The 14,972-nt window shown below is 67.9% G+C and carries 14 protein-coding genes; 4 read left to right on the top strand and 10 right to left on the bottom strand.

Annotation, left to right across the window (positions count from 1 at the left end; genetic code table 11):
• Nucleotides 1–15 precede the first annotated feature (15 nt).
• The 5 genes from ACUVWL_RS02695 to prmB all read right to left on the bottom strand — a co-directional run bounded on the left by ACUVWL_RS02695 (nucleotide 16) and on the right by prmB (nucleotide 6,352).
• Nucleotides 16–2,028 carry a FimV/HubP family polar landmark protein gene (locus ACUVWL_RS02695; RefSeq protein ID WP_445978794.1) on the bottom strand — a complete coding sequence of 671 codons (2,013 nt, stop codon included), beginning with the start codon at nucleotides 2,026–2,028 and terminating at the stop codon, nucleotides 16–18.
• A gap of 145 nt (nucleotides 2,029–2,173) precedes the next feature.
• Nucleotides 2,174–3,202 (bottom strand): aspartate-semialdehyde dehydrogenase, encoded by a 1,029-nt coding sequence (locus tag ACUVWL_RS02690; protein WP_014647891.1) that lies wholly within the window; start codon nucleotides 3,200–3,202, stop codon nucleotides 2,174–2,176.
• Nucleotides 3,203–3,292: 90 nt separating this feature from the next.
• Nucleotides 3,293–4,330 carry a 2-hydroxyacid dehydrogenase gene (locus ACUVWL_RS02685; RefSeq protein ID WP_445978793.1) on the bottom strand — a complete coding sequence of 346 codons (1,038 nt, stop codon included), beginning with the start codon at nucleotides 4,328–4,330 and terminating at the stop codon, nucleotides 3,293–3,295.
• Entirely contained in the window at nucleotides 4,323–5,426 is a 1,104-nt protein-coding gene (aroC, locus tag ACUVWL_RS02680) for a chorismate synthase (protein WP_014647893.1), read from the bottom strand. The genes ACUVWL_RS02685 and aroC overlap by 8 nt, the downstream gene beginning before the upstream one ends.
• Entirely contained in the window at nucleotides 5,423–6,352 is a 930-nt protein-coding gene (gene prmB / locus ACUVWL_RS02675) for a 50S ribosomal protein L3 N(5)-glutamine methyltransferase (RefSeq protein ID WP_014647894.1), read from the bottom strand. Before prmB ends, aroC begins: the two co-directional genes overlap by 4 nt.
• Nucleotides 6,353–6,475: 123 nt before the next feature.
• Between prmB and ACUVWL_RS02670 the strand changes: the two genes are divergently transcribed.
• Entirely contained in the window at nucleotides 6,476–7,126 is a 651-nt protein-coding gene (locus tag ACUVWL_RS02670) for an SCO family protein (protein ID WP_014647895.1), read from the top strand.
• A complete protein-coding gene (asd, locus tag ACUVWL_RS02665) occupies nucleotides 7,123–7,965 on the top strand; it encodes an archaetidylserine decarboxylase (protein ID WP_126411216.1) in 843 nt (280 codons plus the stop codon). The genes ACUVWL_RS02670 and asd overlap by 4 nt, the downstream gene beginning before the upstream one ends.
• A gap of 111 nt (nucleotides 7,966–8,076) precedes the next feature.
• On the opposite strand, the gene ACUVWL_RS02660 is transcribed toward asd, so the two are convergent.
• Entirely contained in the window at nucleotides 8,077–8,424 is a 348-nt protein-coding gene (locus ACUVWL_RS02660; protein ID WP_046431838.1) for a ribonuclease E inhibitor RraB, read from the bottom strand.
• A 23-nt stretch (nucleotides 8,425–8,447) separates the two neighbouring features.
• A complete protein-coding gene (locus ACUVWL_RS02655; protein WP_014647898.1) occupies nucleotides 8,448–10,058 on the bottom strand; it encodes a transglycosylase SLT domain-containing protein in 1,611 nt (536 codons plus the stop codon).
• A gap of 122 nt (nucleotides 10,059–10,180) precedes the next feature.
• On the opposite strand from ACUVWL_RS02655, the gene ACUVWL_RS02650 reads away from it, so the two are divergent.
• A complete protein-coding gene (locus tag ACUVWL_RS02650) occupies nucleotides 10,181–11,686 on the top strand; it encodes a helicase HerA-like domain-containing protein (protein WP_046431840.1) in 1,506 nt (501 codons plus the stop codon).
• An 89-nt stretch (nucleotides 11,687–11,775) separates the two neighbouring features.
• The gene (gene greB, locus ACUVWL_RS02645; protein WP_014647900.1) at nucleotides 11,776–12,282 is read left to right on the top strand and encodes a transcription elongation factor GreB; all 507 of its coding nucleotides are present in this window, start codon (nucleotides 11,776–11,778) and stop codon (nucleotides 12,280–12,282) included.
• An 87-nt stretch (nucleotides 12,283–12,369) separates the two neighbouring features.
• Here greB and ACUVWL_RS02640 read toward each other — a convergent pair whose 3' ends face one another.
• The 3 genes from ACUVWL_RS02640 to ACUVWL_RS02630 all read right to left on the bottom strand — a co-directional run bounded on the left by ACUVWL_RS02640 (nucleotide 12,370) and on the right by ACUVWL_RS02630 (nucleotide 14,956).
• Nucleotides 12,370–13,194 (bottom strand): DUF3025 domain-containing protein, encoded by an 825-nt coding sequence (locus ACUVWL_RS02640; protein WP_445978792.1) that lies wholly within the window; start codon nucleotides 13,192–13,194, stop codon nucleotides 12,370–12,372.
• Nucleotides 13,191–14,552, bottom strand: coding sequence for a 30S ribosomal protein S12 methylthiotransferase RimO (gene rimO / locus ACUVWL_RS02635; protein ID WP_445978791.1), 1,362 nt, complete (start codon nucleotides 14,550–14,552; stop codon nucleotides 13,191–13,193). The genes ACUVWL_RS02640 and rimO overlap by 4 nt, the downstream gene beginning before the upstream one ends.
• Nucleotides 14,553–14,740: 188 nt before the next feature.
• Nucleotides 14,741–14,956 (bottom strand): hypothetical protein, encoded by a 216-nt coding sequence (locus tag ACUVWL_RS02630; RefSeq protein WP_241887545.1) that lies wholly within the window; start codon nucleotides 14,954–14,956, stop codon nucleotides 14,741–14,743.
• Between the last annotated feature and the right edge of the window lie 16 nt (nucleotides 14,957–14,972).

The following is a 14,972-nucleotide window of genomic DNA, read 5'->3' as shown; positions in this document are numbered from 1 at the left end:
TGTCGGCGGGTTCGGTCACGGCAGGCGGGCCAGCAGTTCGCGAGCCTGGGCCTGGCAGTGCAGGTCGCCGCCCTCGGCCACTTCCAGCAGCAACGTCCGTGCGGTCTGCGCATCGCCCAGGTCGAGGTAGGCGATGGCCAGTTCCAGGCGTTCCTGCCCGGCGCGCGGCGCCCAGCCGGCATCGCTGGCCGGCGCGGCAGTACCGTCTTCATGCGCGGCCGCGGCCAGCGCGTCGTGCGGCGCCGCGCTCGAATCCCCGCCGTCATGATGCTCGGCCGGCAGGTCGAACACGCCGCGGAACTGCGGCTGCTGTTCGGCGTGCAGCGCGTAGTCCGGTACTGCGATCTCGTCAGGGACCGCCTGCGCGGGCGGCTCATCCTGCACGGGGGTGTCCTGCATGGCCACCGGCTCGTCCCAGCGCGGCAGGTCGGTCACGGCCCCGGGCAGCTCCACCACTTCGTCATCGCGCAGCGTCTGCGCCTGCCAGTCAGCCTGGGCGGCGACGTCGGCGACCGCTTCGGCAGCCACGTCATCCTGCACCTCGGCTTCGGTCGCCCAGGCAGGCATCGCCGGTTCCTGGCGGCCACTGTCGGACACCGCCGTCGACCACGAAGACTGCTCGGCCAGCGTATCCAGCGCCGCGCCGGCCGGTACCGCAGCGGCCAGGCCGGCGGCGTCGCCTTCCTCGCGCAGCGGCGGCAGTGGCGACGGCTTGCGACGACGCAGCAGCCAGGCCGCGCCGGCCGCCAGCAACAGCACCGGCAGACCCAGCCAGTACCACGGCGTTGCCGCATCGCGGGCAGCCGGTGCCTGCGCCAGGCGCTGCTGCGCCGCGGCCAGGTCGTTGTCCTTCATCGCGATCAGCGACTGCTGCTGTTCCTTGAGTTTTTCCAGGTCGGCCACCCGCTGCTTCAGCTCGCCGATCTCGGCATCGCGGGTCGCGATGTCCTCGCGTGCCTGGCGCAGTTGTTCGTTGCCCAGCATGTCACCCTCGCTGCCGGCTGCAGTGCCGGTGGTTGTGCCCGCGTGCGCGGCGTCGGAGGCCAGCGCCGGAGCGATTTCAAGTCGTGCCCCAGTGGCCGCAGCCGGGGAAGAAGCCTTCGTGGTTCCCGCCGTGGCGACCGGGGCGACAGTACCCGCCGGTTGCGGCACGGTGCGCGCCTGACGCCACTGTGCGGCATGCTCGCGCACCAGCGCGGCGGCCTCGGCGGCATCGACCGCCGCCAGTGCATCGCTGCCGGGCATGCGCAGCACGGCGCCCTGCCTGAGCAGGTTGACGTTGCCACGGATGAAGGCCTCCGGGTTGGCCCGCAGCAGCGCAATCATTGCGCGGTCGCGGCTGACCTGGTTGCCGCGGGCCACCACGCTGGCGATCTGCGACAAGGTCTGCCCACGCTGGACGGTAACGCTGCCATCGGCTGCCGGTGCGGCAGCGGGTGCAGCCACTGCACGCGGGCGAGCCGGTGCGGGTGCCGGCGTGGTGGCGGTGGACGGCGCAGGCGCGCTCACGCTCTCCGCGGCGGCGGGCGCCGGGGCGGCCTCACGGGCGATGGTGTTGGAGAGCGTACCTGAGGGTGCAACGATTTCCGGCTCGGCCACGGCCAGTGCGCTGGACGGTGCATCGACCAGCGCCGAGTACTCGCGCACCAGGCGGCCCTGGCCCCAGTCCGCCTCGATCAGGAAGCTCAGCGACGGGGTCTCGACCGGCGTCTGCGAGGTCACCCGCACCACTGCCCTGCCCTGCGCATTGCGGGTCAGTTCGAACTGCAGTTCGCCGACCAGCCCGGTCGGCCGCTGCAGGCCGACGCGCTCGAAGGTGACCGGTGAGGCCAACGCGACACGCAGGTTCTCCAGCTCGGACGGATCGGCCGAGACCACCGGGATTTCGGCCAGCAGGGGCTGGCCCGGCTTGGACAGGACACGGATGTCGCCCAAGCCCAGGGCAAGCGCCGAACTGCTGGCCAGGGCCAGCAGCGCGGTGGAAAGATAGAGGAGGGGGCGCTTTGCGCCCCTGGCCCGTTTATTCATGGCGACACTATAAAGCGTGCGGACCGCGGTCCGCACCCACCCATGGGGACCTTCGGTAGTGCCGGCCGCTGGCCGGCAGACACGCACGTGCCATCACGGCAATGCCGGCCAGCGGCCGGCACTACCGGTGAGGCAACCGCTGTGATCAGCGCTGCTCGGCGGCGACCAGCTCGGCCAGCTGCACGGCATTCAGGGCGGCGCCCTTGCGCACGTTGTCCGATACGATCCACAGGTTCAGGCCGCGCGGGTGCGACAGGTCCTCACGGATGCGGCCGACGTACACCGCGTCGGTGCCCGAGGCGTGGGTGACCGGGGTCGGGTAGCCACCGGCCTCGTGACGGTCCACCACTTCGATGCCCGGCGACTGCTCCAGCAGCGCACGTGCTTCGGCCACGGTGACCTTGTCGCGGGTTTCGATCGCCACCGACTCGGAATGGCCGTAGAACACCGGCACGCGCACTGCAGTCGGGTTCACCAGGATGCTGTCGTCGCCGAGGATCTTGCGGGTCTCCCAGATCAGCTTCATTTCTTCCTTGGTGAAGCCGTTGTCCTGGAAGTCGTCGATGTGCGGGATCAGGTTGAAGGCGATCTGCACCGGGAAGCGCTGCGGATCGATCTCCTGGAAGCTCAGCAGCTGGCCGGTCTGCTTGCCCAGCTCCTCGGTGGCCGAACGACCACCGCCGGACACCGACTGGTAGGTGGAGACGTTGATGCGCTCGATGCCGTACTTGCGGTGCAGCGGCGCCAGCGCCACCAGCATCTGCATGGTCGAGCAGTTCGGATTGGCGATGATGCCGCGCGGACGGTTGGCGACCTGTTCCGGGTTGACTTCGGACACCACCAGCGGCACGTCATCGTCGTAACGGAAGGCCGAGGAGTTGTCGATCACCACCGCACCTGCGGCGGCGAACTTCGGTGCGTATTCCTTGGACACGCTGCCACCGGCCGAGAACAGCGCGATCTCGACGCCGGCCGGATCGAAGGTGGCCAGGTCCTGGACCGTGACCTTCTGGCCGTTGAACTCGATCTCGCCACCGGCCGAACGCTCGGAGGCCAGGACGCTCAGGGTACCGACCGGGAAATCACGCTCGGCCAGGATCGACAACATGGTCTCGCCGACGGCGCCGGTGGCACCGACGACGGCGACGTGGAAACTGCGCTGTGCATTGCTCATGGGGGAACTCTCACGAAAACGGGAATGGGGAAAAACACGCACGACAGCTGGGTTCGGGGAACCTCCTCAAGCGGGGCGCGCGGAGGTTCCCTATCGTTTCCCGGTTTTTTTGCCCAGCGTCACGCGCGCGGCCATCGCCGCGTCAGCGTTGATCGCGCTCGGCATCCGCGACGGGCCGCCGTCCAGGCCGAGCCCGGCAAGCAGATTATCCACGGCCAGCTGTACCATCGCCGTGCGCGTGGCCAGCGAGGCGCTGCCGATATGCGGAGTGAGCACGACGTTGCGCAGCGCCAGCAGTTCCGGGCGTACCGTTGGCTCGCCTTCGTACACATCCAGACCCGCCGCAGCCAGGCGACCGTTGGCCAGCGCATCGGCCAGCGCGATCTCATCGACCAGGCCACCGCGGGCGATATTCACCAGCGTCGCCGACGGCTTCATCTTCGCCAGTGCGGCGGCATCGATCAGATGATGCGAGGCCGGCGTGTACGGCAGCACCAGCAGCAGGTGATCGGACTGTGCCAGCAGCGTATCCAGGTCCACATAGGTCGCGCCCACTTCCGCCTCGGTCGCCGCCGGCAGCTGCGACCGGTTGTGGTACAGCACCTTCATGCCGAAACCGTGCGCGCCGCGACGGGCGATGCCCTGGCCGATGCGGCCCATGCCAAGGATGCCCAGCGTGCTGCCGTGGATATCGGCACCGAGCATGGTCTGGAACGACCACTGCTGCCACTGCCCTTCGCGCAGCCAGCGCTCGGACTCGGTGATGCGGCGCGCGGTGGCCATCAGCAGGGCGAAACCGAGATCGGCGGTGGTTTCGGTCAGTACGTCCGGTGTGTTGCTGGCCAGGATGCCGGCCGCGCTGAGCGCGTCGACGTCCAGGTTGTTGTAGCCCACCCCGACATTGGCGATCACCCGCAGCTGCGCGGCGCCGGCCACCTGGGCCGCGCCGATGCGCTCGTTGAGCGTGATGATCGCGCCGTCGGCGCTGGCCAGTTGTTCGGCGATCTGGTCCGGCGCCCAGGCGGTGACGGTGTCGGTGCTGCGCAGCTGCACGCGATCGCGCAGCGGCGCGATGGCCGCGTCGATCAGCGGCTGGCTCACCCACACGGTCGGCCGCGTGTCAGCCATCGATCTGCCCGGGAATGCGCGGGGTGATCGTGCCGACATCGCCGCACTGCGCGCGGTGGCGCAGCGCCTGGTCCATCAGCACCATCGCTACCATCGCCTCGGCGATCGGGGTGGCGCGGATGCCGACGCAGGGGTCGTGGCGGCCGGTGGTGACCACCTCGACCACGTTGCCGGACGTATCCAGCGACGGGCCCGGCAGGCGCAGGCTGGAGGTCGGCTTCAACGCGATCGAGGCGACCACCGGCTGGCCGGTGGAAATGCCACCGAGGATGCCACCCGCATGATTGCTGGCGAAGCCCTGCGGGGTCAGCAGGTCGCGGTGTTCGGTGCCCTTCTGCGCGGCGCTGGCGAAACCGTCGCCGATCTCCACGCCCTTCACCGCGTTGATGCTCATCAGCGCGGCAGCCAGTTCACCGTCGAGTTTGCCGTAGATCGGCTCACCCCAGCCCGGCGGCACATTGTCGGCGACCACGTCCACGCGCGCGCCGACCGAATCTCCGGACTTGCGCAGCGCGTCCATGTACGCCTCCAGTTCGGGCACCTGTGCAGCGTGCGGCCAGAAGAACGGGTTGTCTTCCACCGCCGACCAGTCGAAACCGGCCGGGGTGATGTCGCCCAGCTGCGACAGGTAGCCACGCACGGTGACGCCGAAGCGCTCGGCCAGCCACTTCTTGGCGACCACGCCAGCGGCCACGCGCATGGTGGTCTCGCGTGCCGAGGAACGGCCGCCACCGCGCGGGTCGCGGATGCCGTACTTGTGCCAGTAGCTGTAGTCGGCATGGCCCGGCCGGAACTGCTGGCCGATGTTGGCGTAATCCTTGCTGCGCTGGTCGGTGTTGCGGATCAGCAGCGCGATCGGGGTGCCGGTGGTCAGGCCCTCGTACACGCCGGACAGGATCTCGACCTCGTCGGCCTCGCGCCGCGCCGAAGTATGCCGGCTCTTGCCGGTGGCGCGGCGCTGCAGGTCGTGGGCGAATTCGGCCGCGTCCAGCGCCAGCCCCGGCGGGCAGCCATCGATCACGCAGCCGATGGCCGGCCCGTGCGACTCGCCGAACGTGGTGACGGTGAACAGCTTGCCGAACGAATTGGAGCTCACGGGCGCTGCGCCGCCAGTTCGGTGATGCGTGCGCTGTGGGCGATCAGCTCGCGGCATTCAACCGCGAAGATACCCATCTGGCCGACCTTGAATTCGATCCAGGCGAAATCGACTTCCGGCAGCAGCTTGACCAGATGCTGCTCGGATTCGCCCACTTCACAGATCAGCAGGCCGTCCTCGCTCAGGTGCAGCGGGGCATCGCGCAGGATCTTCAGCACCAGGTCCAGGCCGTCGTCGCCGGCACGCAGGCCCATCTCCGGCTCGTAGGAGTATTCCTGCGGCAGGGCATCGGTCTCGTCGTTGGTGACGTATGGCGGATTGGTGACGATCAGGTCGTAGTGGCGGCCGGACAGGCCGTTGAACAGGTCCGACTTGATCAGGGTGACGTTGTGCGCCTGCAGGCGCTCCTTGTTTTCTTCGGCCAGCGACAGTGCATCGTCGCTCAGGTCGACGCCGTCCACCTGCCAGTTCGGGTAGTAGTGGCCCATGGCGATGGCGATGCAGCCCGAACCGGTGCACAGGTCCAGTGCACGGTACACGTCGCGGCCGGCCAGCCACGGCTCGAAGCCGCATTCGATCAGTTCGGCGATCGGCGAGCGCGGTACCAGGGCGCGCTTGTCGCTCTTGAAGCTCAATCCTGCAAACCAGGCCTCACCGGTCAGGTAGGCGGCCGGGATGCGTTCATCGATGCGGCGCTGGAACAGCTCCAGCACGCGCAGCTTTTCGGCCTGCAGCAGGCGCGCCTGGCCGTAGGCCGGGCCGAGGTCGTGCGGCAGGTGCAGGCTGTGCAGCACCAGCTGGGTGGCCTCGTCCAGCGCGTTGTCGTAGCTGTGCCCGAAGGTCAGCCCGGCTTCGTTGAAACGGCTGGTGCCGTAGCGGATCAGATCGATGATCGTGTGGAGTTCGGCGGCCGTTTCAGCGGTCATGGCGGTACTGCGGGCAAAGTGGCCCCCGATTATAGGGGCTGGCGCCCGTGGCGGCATCCGTTGCGGCGGAAACGATTCGGGCCACAGCCGGTATGATGGGGCCCACTTCGCGCGGGAGCCCCCATGTTCAATCGCAACGCCGGCATCATCCTGCTGATCGCCCTGGCGGCGGGTCTCGGCCTGCTGGCCGCCCAGCAGGTGTTCGCGCCGAAGCCGCCGGCCAATGCCCCGGCCACCGAAGCGATCACGCTGTACCCGCAGCCGCGCGAACTGCCCGACTTCAACCTGGCCCAGTCCGACGGCACCCGCCTGATCCCGGGCGAACTGAAGGGCCACTGGACCCTGGTGTTCCTGGGCTTCACCTTCTGCCCGGACGTCTGCCCGACCACGCTGGCCGCGCTGGCCGGCGCGCAGAACCAGTGGGAAGCCCTGCCCGACAGCCTGCGCCCACGCGTGCTGTTCATCTCGGTCGACCCCGACCGCGACAGCGCCACCCGGCTGGGCGAGTACGTGCACGGCTTCCACAAGGACACCCTGGCCGCCACCGCTGACGTTCCCTCGCTGGAGCGCTTCGCCACCTCGTTGGGCTTCGTGTTCCAGAAGGTGCCGGGCAAGCATTTCGACGAGAACCCCGAGGATTACACCGTCGAGCATTCGGCCAGCCTGGCCGTGCTCGACCCGCAGGGCCGCCTCGCCGGCCTGGTACGCCCCCCGTTCAACGCGCCGGCGATCGCCCGCGACCTGCAGAAGCTGACCGAGAAAACCGCCCCATGAGCCTCACCACCGCCCTGACGTATGCCCTGCCCCACCGCCTGCTGTCCTCGATGGCGCGTTCGCTGGCGTACTCGGACGATCCGCGCGTGTCGCGCTGGCTGATCGACACGGTCACCCGCAAGTTCAACGTCAACCTGGACGAAGCGGCCAACCCGGACCCGCGCAGCTATGCGACCTTCAACCAGTTCTTCACCCGTGCGCTGAAGCCGGGCGCACGCGTGGCCGATGCCGATCCGCGCAGCCTGGTGATGCCGGCCGACGGCCGCATCAGCCAGCTCGGCAGGATCGAGGCCGGCCGCATTTTCCAGGCCAAGGGCCAGTCGTTCACCGCCGCCGAACTGCTGGGCGGCGACGAGGATGCCAAGCCGTACAACGACGGCCTGTACGCCACCGTGTACCTGTCCCCGCGCGACTACCACCGCGTGCACATGCCCTGGACCGGCACCCTGCGTGAAACCGTGCACGTGCCAGGGCGCCTGTTCAGTGTCGGCCCGGCGGCCGTCAACGGCGTACCGCGCCTGTTCGCACGCAACGAACGCCTGGTCTGCCATTTCGATACCAGCTTCGGCCCGATGGTCAGCGTGATGGTCGGTGCACTGCTGGTGTCCGGCGTGGAAACCGTGTGGAGCGGCGAGGAGATTCCGCACTACGGCGACCGCATCACCCGCAAGGACTACCGCGGCCAGGGCATCAGGCTGGAGCGTTTTGCCGAGATGGCACGCTTCAACTATGGCTCGACCGTGATCGTGCTGCTGCCGCCGGGCGTGGCCGAATTCGCCCCGCAGCTGGGCGCCGAAAGCCCGGTACAGCTGGGCCAGGCCCTGGCGAAGCTGCGCTGATAAAAAGGGGACGGAGGGGATTAAGTCGTTTATGCATAAACGACTTAATCCCCTCCGTCCCCTTTTCCACAACGGGATGCCGGCCAGCGGCCGGCACTACCGGTACGCGCGTTACTGCAGGGCCGGGGCCGGGCCGACGTCCATGCCGTCGTAGTCTTCCACGCCCTTCTCCGCGGCCAGGGCTGCGAATTCCTGGTTGCGACGGTCCAGCGAGGCTTCGTCGTGGATCTCCACGCGCTCCACATGCAGCACGTGGAACGGCGCGTCACCCTCTTCCGGATCTTGTTCGAACAGTTCCACGAAGGTGTAGCCCTGCGCCTGCAGGTGCTCTGCCAGTGCCTGCAACGGCTCAGCAGTGGAGTGCACGAAGAAGTACCCCCACAGCAACGGGCCGTTGATGTCCCAGTCGGTGTTTTCGCGGAGGTTGGCGAACAGGTTGCGGGTGTCTTCGAGATCCATGCGGGTTCCAGGGGTCGGGGGAATTACTTGTCGCAGCCCTGCAGCTTCAGCGTCTGGCCGTGACGCAGGCTGTAGGCCGGGGCCTTCAGGCCGTTGGCGCGGGCCAGGGTCGGCACGTCGCACTGGAACTTCGCCGCGATGGCGCCCAGGGTCTCGCCCTTGCCCACCTTGTGGCTGCGCACCGGCTTCGGGCGCGCGGCCGGCGCCGGGCGAGGCGTCGCCACCGCCGCCACCGGCGTGGTCGGCACACTGGTAGAGGCCGCAGCGTCGGCCACCGGCACCACGCCGCCCACGGCGACGCTGCCGGTGTAGCTGGCCGCGGTCGGGCGCTTGATCGCCGCGTTCAGATCGGCGGTGATCAGGGTGCGGGCCAGGTCGGCACGCGGGCCACTGACGCAGTTGCGCTGGTACAGCCCGGCGATGCGGGTGGTGGCGTTGATCAGGGTGCCGGCCGGAATCCAGCCATCGGCTTCATAGCGCGGGTTGAGGTTGCGCAGCGCGCGCATGTAGCCATCACGGGTGCCGTGGCTGCCCAGACAGATGGTCAGTTCATAGATGGTGGTGGACTTGGCCAGGCGCAGCGTGGCCGGCTGCGCGCTGATCTTCGGGAACTCGACGCCATACTGCTGCGGGTGCAGGAAGATCCAGGCCGCGGCAATCACCATCGGCACATAGTCCTTGGTCTCGCCCGGGAACTGGTTGTAGACACTGTCGGTCCAGAAGCTCTGGCCGGCGCTCTGCTTGAACACGCGTGCGGCACGGCCTTCGCCACCGTTGTAGGCGGCCACCGACATTTCCACGTTGTTGTTCAGTTCGCGCAGGCGTTCGTTGAGGTAGCTGGCGCTGGCCTCGGCGGCGCTGCGCGCATCGAAGCGCGTGTCGAAGCCGGTGCCATCCGGGCCGAGGCCGAAGCGACGGCCAGTGGCCGGCATGAACTGCATCAGGCCGGCGGCGCCGGCACGCGAGGAGGCGTGCACGCGGCCGTTGGATTCCTTGGCCATGATGCCGAACAGCAGCGCCTCGGGCAGGCCACGCTTCTCCCACTCCGGCCACATCACCGCGCGCAGGTTCTGGTAGTTCTCGTAGCTGGTCAGCAGCGCAGGACGCATGTCGGTCAGCCAGCGACGGATGCCGGCCTGCACCGCCGGGTTGTACTCGACCATGCTGTCGAAGGCGTGCCGCTTGTCGTTCAGCAGCGCGGCAGCGCGCGCGGCCTCGGGCACATCCGCGGTCAGCGGGCCGATGTGATCCGGGTCGGCTTCCAGGCGGTCACCCCCCTCGTCGGCCACGTCATCGCTGGCAGCGGCATCGGCGTCGTGCTTGAGCAGGCGCTTGTAGCTGGCCAGCAGGGTGCCCATCTGGCAGCCCTTCTGCTTCACGCAGTCGTTGAGGACATCTTCCATGTCCTCCAGCGCGGCGTCGGCCTCGTTGCTGCCCTTGGGGTCGGCATTGGCGACCAGCAGCAGGGCGTCGCTGTAGCGCTTTTCGGCGACGGTCATGCGCTGCTGCAGCGCATCCACCTTCACCTTGTCCCGGGCCGAAACCCGCTGCGCATGGGCGTCGGGCGCCAGGGAAACCAGGCCGGCCAGGGCCAGCAGCGGCCAACCGCGGGAAATCAGGACAGGAACGGGCATTGATGGCACTGTGTGCGAAACAGGCAGGCAGAGTAGCGGCGCCGCCAAGGTCCGGGCAAGCCGACCTTCGGACCGTCACTGCCGGCGGTTAACATTGGGCTATTCATCACAAGGGCTGGACCATGGATCCGATTCTGCTCGGCAAAGGCATTACCGACGATATTGCCGTCACCCTGCTGCCGAAACTCGGCAACCGCCACGGCCTGGTGGCCGGCGCCACCGGTACCGGCAAGACCGTGACCCTGATGACGCTGGCCGAGGGCTTCTCGCGACTGGGCGTGCCGGTGTTCCTGGCCGATGTGAAGGGCGATGTCTCCGGCCTGGCCGTGCCCGGCAGCGGCGCCGAGAACCTGCTCCAGCGTGCCGCCGAGATCGGCGTGGCCGACTATGCGCCGGCCGCCAGCCCCACCCTCTTCTGGGACCTGTACGGCAAGCTGGGCCACCCGGTGCGCACCACCGTCAGCGAAATGGGCCCGACCCTGCTGGCGCGCATCCTCGAGTTGAACGACACCCAGTCCGGCGTGCTCGACATCGTGTTCAAGCTGGCCGACGACCGCGGCCTGCTGCTGCTGGACATGGACGACCTGCGCGCCCTGCTCGGCCTCGTCGCCGAGGAGCGCAAGGACATCTCCACCGAGTACGGCCTGGTCAGCGCGCAGTCGATCGCCGCGATCCAGCGTTCGGTGCTGCGCCTGGCGCAGGACGGTGGCGAGCACTTCTTCGGCGAACCTGCGCTGGAGCTGGCCGACATCATGCGCGTCAACCACGACGGCCGCGGCATGATCGGCATCCTCGCCGCCGACCAGCTGGTACTCAAGCCCAAGCTGTACTCCACCTTCCTGCTGTGGCTGCTGTCGGAGCTGTTCGAGCAGCTGCCGGAAGTGGGCGACCTGGACAAGCCGAAGCTGGTCTTCATCTTCGACGAGGCACACCTGCTGTTCGACGATGCGCCGCCATCGCTGGTGCAGCGCATCGAGCAGGTGGTGCGCCTGATCCGCTCCAAGGGCGTGGGCGTGTATTTCTGCTCGCAGTTCCCCGACGACGTGCCAGGCAACATCCTCGGCCAGCTCGGCAACCGCGTGCAGCACGCACTGCGCGCGTTCACCCCGCGCGACCAGAAGGCGGTGAAGACCGCGGCCGAAACCTTCGTGCCGAACCCGAAGCTGGACGTGGCCAAGGTACTGAGCCAGCTCGGCACTGGTGAGGCCCTGGTCTCCACGCTGCAGGACAAGGGCATCCCGATGCCGGTGCAGCAGACCATGATCGCGCCGCCACGCTGCCGGATGGGGCCGATCACCGAAGCCGAACGCGCCCAGGTGCGTGCCGGCAGCCCGGTCGGCAGTCGCTACGACACCGCGATCAACCGCGAATCGGCCGCCGAACTGCTGGCCCAGCGTGCACAGAAGACTGTCGAACAGGCGCAGGCGCCGGCCGCGCGCAGCCGCGAGCAGGACGAAGCGCAGGAAGGCGGTTTCGGCCAGGCGATCAAGGACGCGATCTTCGGCACCAAGCGCCGCCAGGGCATGATCGAGACGATGGCCAAGCAGACCACGCGCACCGTCGGCACCAAGCTGGGCAACCAGATCGTGCGCGGCATCCTGGGTGGCATCTTCGGCGGAAAGCGTTGATCTGCCACGGCCGGGGTCAGAGCCCTTTCCGCTGGAAAGGGATCTGACCCCGCTCTCCCGTTCGTCATCCAGAAAAGAAGTCGTATTGCATGTCGCGTTGGCGCCCCCCCGCAGAAAAAAGCACGGCCCTGATCACCGCCTCCGGGCATGCCCGGCTGAAGGCCGAACTGGATGAGCTGTGGCGCGTGCGCCGCCCGGAGGTGGTGAAGGCACTGGCCGCGGCCGCCGCGGAAGGTGACCGCTCCGAGAACGCCGAATACACCTATCGCAAGAAGCAGCTGGGCGAGATCGACCGTCGCGTGCGCTACCTGACCAAGCGGCTGGAATCACTGCGCGTGGTCGACACCACGCCGACCGACCCGCTGGCGGTGTTCTTCGGCGCATGGGTGGAACTGGAGAATGTGGACAGTGGCGAGACCAGCCGCTATCGCATTGTCGGGCCGGATGAGACCGATGCCGGGCTGGGCTGGATCAGCATCGATTCGCCGTTGGCGCGGGCGCTGCTGAAGAAGCGACTGGATGATGAATTCTCGGTGGAGCTGCCCGGCGGGCAATTCACCTTTGCGGTGATCGGGGTGGAGTACGCGCCGTTGTAGAGTCGAGTCATGCCCGACCTCGCTGCCGTTGTAGAGCCGAGCCCATGCTCGTCTGATGGGCAAACGCAGCCGAGCATGGGCTCGGCTCTACAACGGCGGCGGGTATGTGCGCCCTGCGCGCAACGGGCGGAAATACCCGGCATTGCGATAGAAGGCGGAATCCTGCACGCCGTGCCAGCCAGGAACACCGGCCAACGGCAGGGGCCGCAGCTGCAGCGGATCGGTCACTGCCCTGCCTTCGGCAATGGCCGCAGTCACCGCGTCAACGCAGGCAGCATCGGCATCACCCTGCACCACCACGCACTTGCCCACCAGCAATCGCCCCGGCAGCAGTGCCTGTTCCATCAACGCGTGCCCGAATACCGTGGCAATGGCGATGTCACCGCTCTGCCAGCGCGTTGGCTCGAACAACGCAGGCCAGTCATGCCCATCCCACGCGCGCAGCAACGTGACATCCCCCACACGCACGATCACGCCGGTTTCGTCGAACTGGGTCAAGGCGGCCTGCGCGCGGTTGCGCTGGCCGGGTGGCATGGCTTCGATATGCCGGCACTGCTGCACGTTGAGTGCCCGCTTGAGCTGCGGGTGGGAGGCCCACACCAGCGCGTTGAACAGGTCGTGCCAGTTGTCGGCACGGGTGGCGATGCGCCCCTGCGCGATGCGGGCCTCGTAGTGCAGGCCATCGGCCAGCAACGCGGCATCCTGTTCGACCAGCTGCCAACCCGGCAGGGACAGGCGTGCGTCAAGCGCCGCGATGGACGGCCAGTGGGGGCCATCCAGCAGATCACGGAAATCCTGCAGCCCGGCAAACAGCGGCTGCGCGAACACCTGCGGATCGATCGCCGCACGTGGCGGCGGTACGAAGCGCCGGACGCCGCCCCCGTCACTGGCGGCGGTCGTCGCTGCGGTCACAGCATCTTGAGGTCGAATGCCGGGCGGGTAGCGGCGGGCAGCGCGTCACCGTACAGGTCGTGCTCGTCGCTCTCGGTGATTTCCACGTCGACGAAGTCGCCCACGCGCAGCGGCACCTGGTCGGCGTTCTGGATGTGCACCAGTCCGTCGATCTCCGGCGCATCGGCCCTGGAACGGGCCACGGCGATATCGCCTTCGATGGCGTCGACCAGGCACTGCTGCACGGTGCCGATCTTGGCCTCCAGGCGTGAGGCGGAGATCTGCGCCTGCTTCTCCATGAAGCGGGACAGACGCTCCTGCTTCACTTCCTCCGGCACAGCATCGGGCAGATCGTTGGCGGTGGCCCCCTCGACCGGCGAATAGGCGAACGCGCCCACGCGATCCAGCTGCGCTTCGTCGAGGAACGACAGCAGTTCTTCGAACTCGGACTCGGTCTCGCCCGGGAAGCCGACGATGAAGGTCGAACGCACGGTGATGTCCGGCGCGATTCGGCGCCAGTTCTGCACGCGCTCCAGGGTCTTCTCGACCGCACCGGGGCGCTTCATCAGGCGCAGGATGCGCGGACTCGCATGCTGGAACGGGATGTCCAGGTACGGCAGGATGCGGTTCTCGGCCATCAGCGGCACCACTTCGTCCACGTGCGGATACGGGTAGACGTAGTGCATGCGCACCCACGCATCCAGCTCGGACAGGCCTTCGCACAGCGCCTTCAGGCGGGTCTGGTAGGCCTTGTCGCGCCACATCTTCTCGGCGTACTTCACGTCCACGCCGTAGGCCGAGGTGTCCTGCGAAACCACCAGCAGCTCACGCACGCCACCACGCACCAGGCGCTCGGCTTCGCGCAGCACCTCATCCACCGGGCGCGAGACCAGCTTGCCGCGCATCGACGGAATGATGCAGAAGCTGCACTTGTGGTTGCAGCCTTCGGAAATCTTCAGGTAGGCGTAATGGCGCGGGGTCAGCTTGATGCCGTAGTCGGGCACCAGATCCACGAACGGATCGTGCTTGGGCGGCAGTGCTTCATGCACCGCTTCCATCACGCTCTGGTAATCCTGCGGGCCGGACACCGCCAGCACGTTGGGGTACGCCTCGCGGATCTGCTCAGGGCGCTTGCCCAGGCAGCCGGTGACGATGACCTTGCCGTTCTGGTTCATCGCCTCGCCAATGGCATCCAGCGACTCGGTCACCGCCGAATCGATGAAGCCACAGGTGTTGACCACCACCACGTCGGCCGAATCGTAGGACGGGACGATGTCGTAGCCTTCCGAGCGGAGCTGGGTGAGGATGCGCTCGGAATCGACGAGGGCCTTCGGGCAGCCAAGGCTGACGAAGCCGACTTTGGGGTTCAGCTGGGACATGGAATCGCGGGACTCTGGGGGCCTGGGCCCCTGCCGGCATGGCAGGGGTTCCTGGGGGCCGGGGCCTGAAAGGGCGCCAGTATACCGGGCTTCGGGCCAGCGCCCTGAATCGCCGCTGCCGCCTGCGGCGCCTGGCCCGTGAAGGGTCAGTACCCGGTCATATCCAGCACCACTGCAACCGCCCGGTCTCAGCCAGCGGCTGTTTCAATGGGCAGCGCTTCTTCCACCTCGATCGCCTCGAACCGGTACAGTGCCCCGAACTTCAAGGCATGCGCATCCAGCGGCGATACCGGGATCACCATCTGCGGAAGAAGGTTCTCGCCCTCCGGCCGGAAATGCAGATTGACCACCCCCGACTGCTCCACTGCGCGGGTCAGCAGGACAAGACGTGCGTTGAACTTCATGTTGGATCTCCAAAAA

It is taken from the genome of Stenotrophomonas muris, from assembly GCF_052751275.1.
The sequence above is the reverse complement of the archived record's forward strand: the minus strand, read 5'-3'. Positions and strand labels throughout refer to the sequence as shown.